This window comes from Kitasatospora sp. NPDC047058 (assembly GCF_040643935.1).
Classification (GTDB): Bacteria; Actinomycetota; Actinomycetes; order Streptomycetales; family Streptomycetaceae; genus Kitasatospora.
In genome coordinates this window covers 1-5,604 of record NZ_JBEYVJ010000418.1, presented here as the reverse complement: position 1 = coordinate 5,604, position 5,604 = coordinate 1, and the positions used below count along the sequence as shown (strand labels likewise).

Genomic DNA, 5,604 nt, shown 5'->3' with positions numbered 1-5,604 from the left:
GCCGATGAAGTCCGCGGTGTGGACGCTGCCGTTCAGCATGTCCCGCAGCGAGTACGGCTGCCCCTTGACCCAGAACTCGTCGTACTCCCGGACGTCGGTGCCGGTCTGCCAGACGGTGCCGTCGTTGGCCGAGACGACCACGTCGGGATCGAGGTCGACGGGGCGCTTCTCCGGCCGGATCTGCCGGTGGAAATAGGCGTTGTAGGACGCGAATCCCCAGTGGGGCCTGCCCTTGTCGACCTCGAAGTCGTCCAGGTTGAATTCACGGGCGGCGTCCGGGGAGAGCCAGCCGTCCGGGCCTTCGTTCAGGACGCTCCGGCTGTCCGGGCCGTCGAGGTAGGTGCACCATTCCTTGAGGATGCGCTGGAGCCCCCGGTTGAACTTCTCCTGGCGGAACAGCGCCTCGCCGGCCGTGGTCATCATCATGCGGACGAAGAGGGCCGACATCGGGAAGGCGACCCGCTTCTTCCTGTCCGGGTTGTACGCCGGCGCCGTCACCGTGACCGCGTCGAGCGCGCGGAGCAGCTCGGGGATGGTGCGGACGGTCCGGCCCGGCGCCTTGGCCCCGGCCAGCATCTCCGTCACGTACATCCGGACGACCGGGTCGTGCCGGATCAACTGTTCCAGTTCCCTCACCGCCCGGCTCGGCGGCCTCGGGCTGTCCGCGACGTCGAGCAGGAATCCCTCCTGCCATTCGTCGACGGCCGCGCGGTCCTCCGGAAGATATCCGGCGAGTCGTGCGTAGAGGTTCCCGTACCGCTGATCGACTGCATCGTCCGCCACACCCATGGCTTTCTCCCGTTCGCCCACGGCCGGGCCGTCCGGCCTGCGGAAGTGGTACCACGGGCACATCCATCGTGTACGAATACATGCCGGTGCGGTGCGTTTCGCCGTCGCGGAACGGTGGTGCGGCGGGCGCGCGAGCGCCCCCTCGACCGGAGGCCGGATCGAGGGGGCGGGGGTGAGCGGGATGGGGTGTGGGGGTTGCGCGGGGGCGGGGCCGGGCCGTGCCGTGCCGGGGCCGGCGGTCAGACGATCGGGCGGCCGCTCGCGGTGGTGGCCGGAACGGCCTCGTTGAGGTCCCAGTGCTCGGCGATCAGGCCGCCCTCGATCCGGAAGACGTCGATGACGGCCCGGCCCTCGTCGCCCGGGGCGGCGGTGAACAGGGAGTGGGCGAAGACCAGGTCGCCGTCGGCGGCCAGCCGGCGCAGGTCGAAGCGGAGGCCGGGCAGCTGCCGGCGCAGACCGTCGATGAACTCGGTGAGCGCGGCCCGGCCGTCCGGGAGGTTGGGGTTGTGCTGGGCGAGGCCCTCGGCGAGGTAGCGGTCGGCGAGGTCGGTGCGGCCCTGGTTCCAGACGGTCTCCAGGTAGTCCCGGACCAGCGCGCGGGCGGTGGCGGGGTCGGTGGCGGCGTCAGCGGTGGTGTCGGCGGTGGCGGTGGCGGCGGTGGTTCCGCTGGCGGTTGCGGTGCTGGTCATGGGGTGACTCCTGTTCAGGTCAGGCGGTGCGGGATCGGACGGTGACGACGCCGGACCGGCCGCGGGCGGGGCCGCGGACCGAGCCGAGGTGGGCCAGGCCGGCGAGGGCGAGCGGGACGAGACCCACGGCGGGCAGCGCCCGGGCGCCGAGGGCGGGCAGCAGCGCGCCGGCGAGCAGGCTGCCGAGGCTGATGCCGACGTAGAGCATCGAGGCGTTGAGCGCCAGCAGCACGGCACGCTGGTCGGGGCGGAGCGCGATCAGCCGGGCCTGCTGCGGGGCCTGGTAGAGCTGGCTGAAGAAGGCCCAGAGCGCGAAGAGGAACAGCGCCCCGGCCGGGCCGCGCGGGGTGACGAGCAGGCCGAGGAAGGCGACGGCCAGACCGGCCAGGGTGACCGTGACGGTGGCCGCGCCGCCCAGCCGGGCGGAGAGCCGCACGCCGCTGGCGTTGCCCAGGACGCCGACCACGCCGAAGGCGAACAGCACCCCGGTCACGGCGCCCGGTCCGACCCCGAAACGGGCGGCCACGTAGGCGCCGGCCACGCCGTAGACGGTGAACTGGGCGGCCATGTAGAGCAGCGTGGTGAGCACGGTCGCCGTGGCACCCGGGGCGGCCAGCACGGCCCGGTACGCGGCGGCGGTCGGCGGCTCCCCCGCCGGGACGGCCGGGACCAGCGCGGCGACCAGGACCAGTGCGAGCAGGCTCGCCCCCGCCACCCCGGCCAGGGCCCAGCGCCAGCCGACCGCCTCGCCGAGGTAGGAGCTGAGCGGCACCCCGGCGACCGCCGCCACCGTCATGCCGGCGAACACGGTGGCCAGCGCCCGGGAGCGGCGTTCCTCGGGGACGATCAGCGAGCCCACCGCCGAGGAGGCCGGCCCGAACACGGCACCGCCGAGCCCGGCGACCACCCGGGAGGCGGCCAGCACCCCGTAGGAGGGGGCGGCGGCACCGAGCAGGCCGCCGGCGGTCAGCAGGACCAGGCCGAGGAGGAGCGCGGTCCGGCGGTCCAGCCGGCCCAGCAGCGCGGGGGCGACGGGCGCGGCCAGCGCGAAGCTCAGCGCGAACACGCCGACCAGGACGCCGACGCTGCCGGCCCCGGTGTGCAGGTCGCGGCCGATCGGAGCGCCGAGGCCGACCACGGCGAGCGAGCTGGTGCCGAGGGTGAAGTAGCCGAGTGAGAGGGCCAGCAGGGCCGGCCCGGGTTGGGTGCGCATCGGAGCCCCCCTTTCCAATACGGTCCGTTGCGTATTGCTATTCCAATACGAGACGCACCGTATGTCAACCCCGTTAGAGTGGCCCCATGACCGGACGACCACGTGACCCCGCCGTCGACGACGCCATCCGCGCCGCCGTGACCGAGATCGTCGAACGCGACGGCTACCGGGGCCTGAGCATGGAGGGCATCGCCGCCCTCAGCGGCGTCTCCAAGCAGACCGTGTACCGCCGCTACCGCAGCAAGGGCGAGGTGGTGCTGGACACCCTCGGCAGCATCGCCGCCACCAGGCTGCCGACCCCGGACACCGGCTCGCTCCTCGGCGACCTGACGCTCCTGCTCACCGCGACCTTCGAGGCGCAGCGGACGGTCAGCGGCACCCTGAACCGGGCCGTGGCCGCCGAGGCGCTGCAGGACCCGGAGTTCGCCGCCCTGCTCCGGGAGCGGCTGATCGACGTCCGCCGGACGGCGGTGCGCGAGATGCTCGCCCGGGGACGGGAGCGCGGTGAGGTCGTCCACCCGGACGACGACCACCTGATCGACCTCGTGTTCGGCCCGATGTGGTACCGGTTGCTCTTCGACGTCCCGTCGCTGACCTGGGACTACGCCGCCGAGCTGGCCCGCAGCGTCACCCTGGTGGCCAGCGGCGGCAGGCTGCGGGACGGCGGCGGGCCGGGGGGCGGCGGCAGGAGCTGAGGCGGGCCGGCTTCAGCCCCGGACGGCCTTGAGGACGGCGGCCGCCATGCCCTGCTGTCCCTGCGCGTTGGGGTGGATCGCCGCCAGGCCGGAGGCCGGGAAGGGCGGCTCCACCCAGCGCGCGACGTCGCCGGCGCACATGTCGTGCCCGGCCGAGGGGGTGGCCGCGTCCACGTAGACCGCGCCGGCCGCCTCCGCCCGGCGCTTGAGCATCGCGTTCAACTGCTGCTCCTTCTCCACCAGGAACCCGAGGTCCCCGGCGGCGACGGTGCTCCCGAGCACCGGCACGCAGCTCGCCGGGTCGGCCGGGAGCAGGGCCGGGTAGCCGACCACGTACACCCGGGCCTGCGGGGAGCGGCGCTTGACCTCCTGCAGCACCTGGCCGAGCCGTTCACCGGCGGCGTCGACCTTGCGCTGCACCTGGTCGGCCGCGCCGCCGGCGGAGGCGTAGTGCTCCCGGCAGGGTGCCTGGGCCCGGTCCGAGCCGATCAGGCCCTTCACCGCGTCGACCAGGTTCTCCTTGGCGCACTCGCCGACGACCTCCATGAAACCGGCGTCGTTGCCGCCGATCCCGACCGTGACCAGCCGGGTGGCCGGGGTGAGCGCGTCCAGCTGTGGCGGATTGGCCCCGCCCTCGGTCTGCTGGGAGCCGGTCAGGTCGCCGGTGCGGGCTCCGCTGCAGCTGACGTCACGGAACTGCCCCTCCGCCAGGCCCAGCGACTTGGCCAGCAGCGAGGGGTAGTTGACCGCCGAGCGCGCGCAGCCGCGCGGCTCCCCCACCTGCGGGGCGATCTTCAGGCCCGAGGTGTAGGAGTCCCCGAGCGCGACGTACGGACCGGCGGGCGTGGGCGTCGGGGTGGGCGTCGGGGTGGCCCGCGCCGGGTGCGGGCCGTCCGGCGGCGGGGTGGCGGCGGTGCCCCCGCCTCCGCCGCTGCCACCGCTGCAGCCGGTCAGCAGTACCGCGGCCAGGCCTGCGGCGAGCACGGCGGAACGCGCGGTCGGGCGCGTGGGCAGCGGCATGGAATCCCCCCGGGGGCCGGAACGGCGACGTCTCTCCCTGCGGCGGCCCGTCCCCCGGGCACCTCACCACCAACGAACGGGCAGGGTCCGATGACTCCCGCCCGTCCGGGGAATTCTGCGCGCCGCCACCGGGCGCACGCAGCCGCCCTACTCGGGGCCGCGCTCGTGCTCGGCGAGGAACTGCTCGAAGCGCCGCCCCAGTTCGTCGGCCGACGGCAGGTCGGCCGGCTCGGCCAGCAGGCTCTCCCGGCCGTCGGCGCCCGCCACCGCGTCGTACTGGCCCTCCATGCCGCGGATCGCCGAGCGCAACTCGCCGTCCCCCTGGGACAGCTGCTCCTCGATGTCGGCGTACACCTCGCCGACCCGGGCGCGCAGGCCGGTGCCCGGCAGGACCAGGCCGGTGGCCGACTGCACCGCCTCCAGGATCAGCACGGCCGCCGCCGGGTACTCGGAGCGGGCCACGTAGTGCGGGACGTGCACCGCGAAGCCCAGCACGTCGTGCCCCGCCTCGGCGAGCCGGTACTCCAGCAGCGCCTGGGCGCTGCCGGGCACCTGGGCCTGCTCGAACCACTGCGGGTAGCCCGCCGCGAGGTCCAGCCGGTTGCCGTGCGGGGTCAGGCCGACCGGGCGGGTGTGCGGCACGCCCATCGGGATGCCGTGGAAGTCCAGCGTCAGCCGGACGTCGAAGCGCTCGACCAGCCCGCGCACGGCGGTCGCGAAGCGCTCCCACTCGACGTCCGGCTCGGGCCCGGTGAGCAGCAGGAACGGCGCGCCGGCGGCGTCGTGGACGAGCTGCAGCAGGATCTCCGGCGGCTCGTAGGAGGACCAGTGCTCGCGGTCGAAGACCATCGCGGGCCGGCGGGCCCGGTAGTCCACCAGGCGGTCGTGGTCGAAGCGGGCCACCACCTGCGGCGATCCCTGCTCCAGCAGGTGGGCCACCACCTGGCCGCCGGCCTCGCCGGCGTCCATGAAGCCCTCGAAGTGGTGGAGCAGCACCAGCCCGGCGCCGGTGTCGGCCAACGCGGCTTTCGCCGTGGCCACGGCGGCCACGCCCTGCTGATCCAGCTCGTACAGCGCCTGGGGATCACGCACCGCGCACCCAACCCCGTTCTCTACTCGTCGACTCGTTACCGGCTTCTCCTCGTCTGCAGCGTGCCCGGCCCCGCCGGAATTCCCGCTCCGGCCGGGCGTCGTGCGG

Annotated in this window: 6 protein-coding genes; 1 reads left to right on the top strand and 5 read right to left on the bottom strand. The window is 74.5% G+C overall.

Annotation, left to right across the window (positions count from 1 at the left end):
* The 3 genes from ABZ885_RS34355 to ABZ885_RS34345 all read right to left on the bottom strand — a co-directional run.
* The coding region (locus ABZ885_RS34355) for a phophatidylserine decarboxylase associated domain-containing protein (RefSeq protein ID WP_360197621.1) at positions 1–783 on the bottom strand (783 nt) is incomplete at its 3' end.
* Positions 784–1,028: 245 nt separating this feature from the next.
* Positions 1,029–1,478 carry a nuclear transport factor 2 family protein gene (locus tag ABZ885_RS34350; RefSeq protein ID WP_360197619.1) on the bottom strand — a complete coding sequence of 150 codons (450 nt, stop codon included), beginning with the start codon at positions 1,476–1,478 and terminating at the stop codon, positions 1,029–1,031.
* 19 nt (positions 1,479–1,497) lie between these two features.
* Positions 1,498–2,691: an MFS transporter gene (locus ABZ885_RS34345; protein ID WP_360197616.1), complete on the bottom strand. Its 1,194-nt coding sequence runs from the start codon at positions 2,689–2,691 to the stop codon at positions 1,498–1,500.
* Between the two features lie 86 nt (positions 2,692–2,777).
* Here ABZ885_RS34345 and ABZ885_RS34340 point away from each other — a divergent pair, with 86 nt between their 5' ends.
* A complete protein-coding gene (locus tag ABZ885_RS34340) occupies positions 2,778–3,386 on the top strand; it encodes a TetR/AcrR family transcriptional regulator (protein ID WP_360197613.1) in 609 nt (202 codons plus the stop codon).
* Positions 3,387–3,398: 12 nt separating this feature from the next.
* Here ABZ885_RS34340 and ABZ885_RS34335 read toward each other — a convergent pair whose 3' ends face one another.
* Both ABZ885_RS34335 and ABZ885_RS34330 read right to left on the bottom strand, forming a co-directional pair.
* Positions 3,399–4,406, bottom strand: a complete 1,008-nt coding sequence (locus ABZ885_RS34335; protein WP_360197610.1) for an SGNH/GDSL hydrolase family protein — start codon at positions 4,404–4,406, stop codon at positions 3,399–3,401.
* 147 nt (positions 4,407–4,553) lie between these two features.
* Positions 4,554–5,498 carry a PAC2 family protein gene (locus ABZ885_RS34330; protein ID WP_360197607.1) on the bottom strand — a complete coding sequence of 315 codons (945 nt, stop codon included), beginning with the start codon at positions 5,496–5,498 and terminating at the stop codon, positions 4,554–4,556.
* Positions 5,499–5,604: the final 106 nt, after the last annotated feature.

Bases quoted from the DNA above. Each gene is read 5' to 3' on its own strand.
- ABZ885_RS34350 (WP_360197619.1), bottom strand. From the start codon at position 1,478: ATGACCAGCACCGCAACCGCCAGCGGAACCACCGCCGCCACCGCCACC.
- ABZ885_RS34345 (WP_360197616.1), bottom strand. From the start codon at position 2,691: ATGCGCACCCAACCCGGGCCGGCCCTGCTGGCCCTCTCACTCGGCTAC.
- ABZ885_RS34340 (WP_360197613.1), top strand. From the start codon at position 2,778: ATGACCGGACGACCACGTGACCCCGCCGTCGACGACGCCATCCGCGCC.
- ABZ885_RS34335 (WP_360197610.1), bottom strand. From the start codon at position 4,406: ATGCCGCTGCCCACGCGCCCGACCGCGCGTTCCGCCGTGCTCGCCGCA.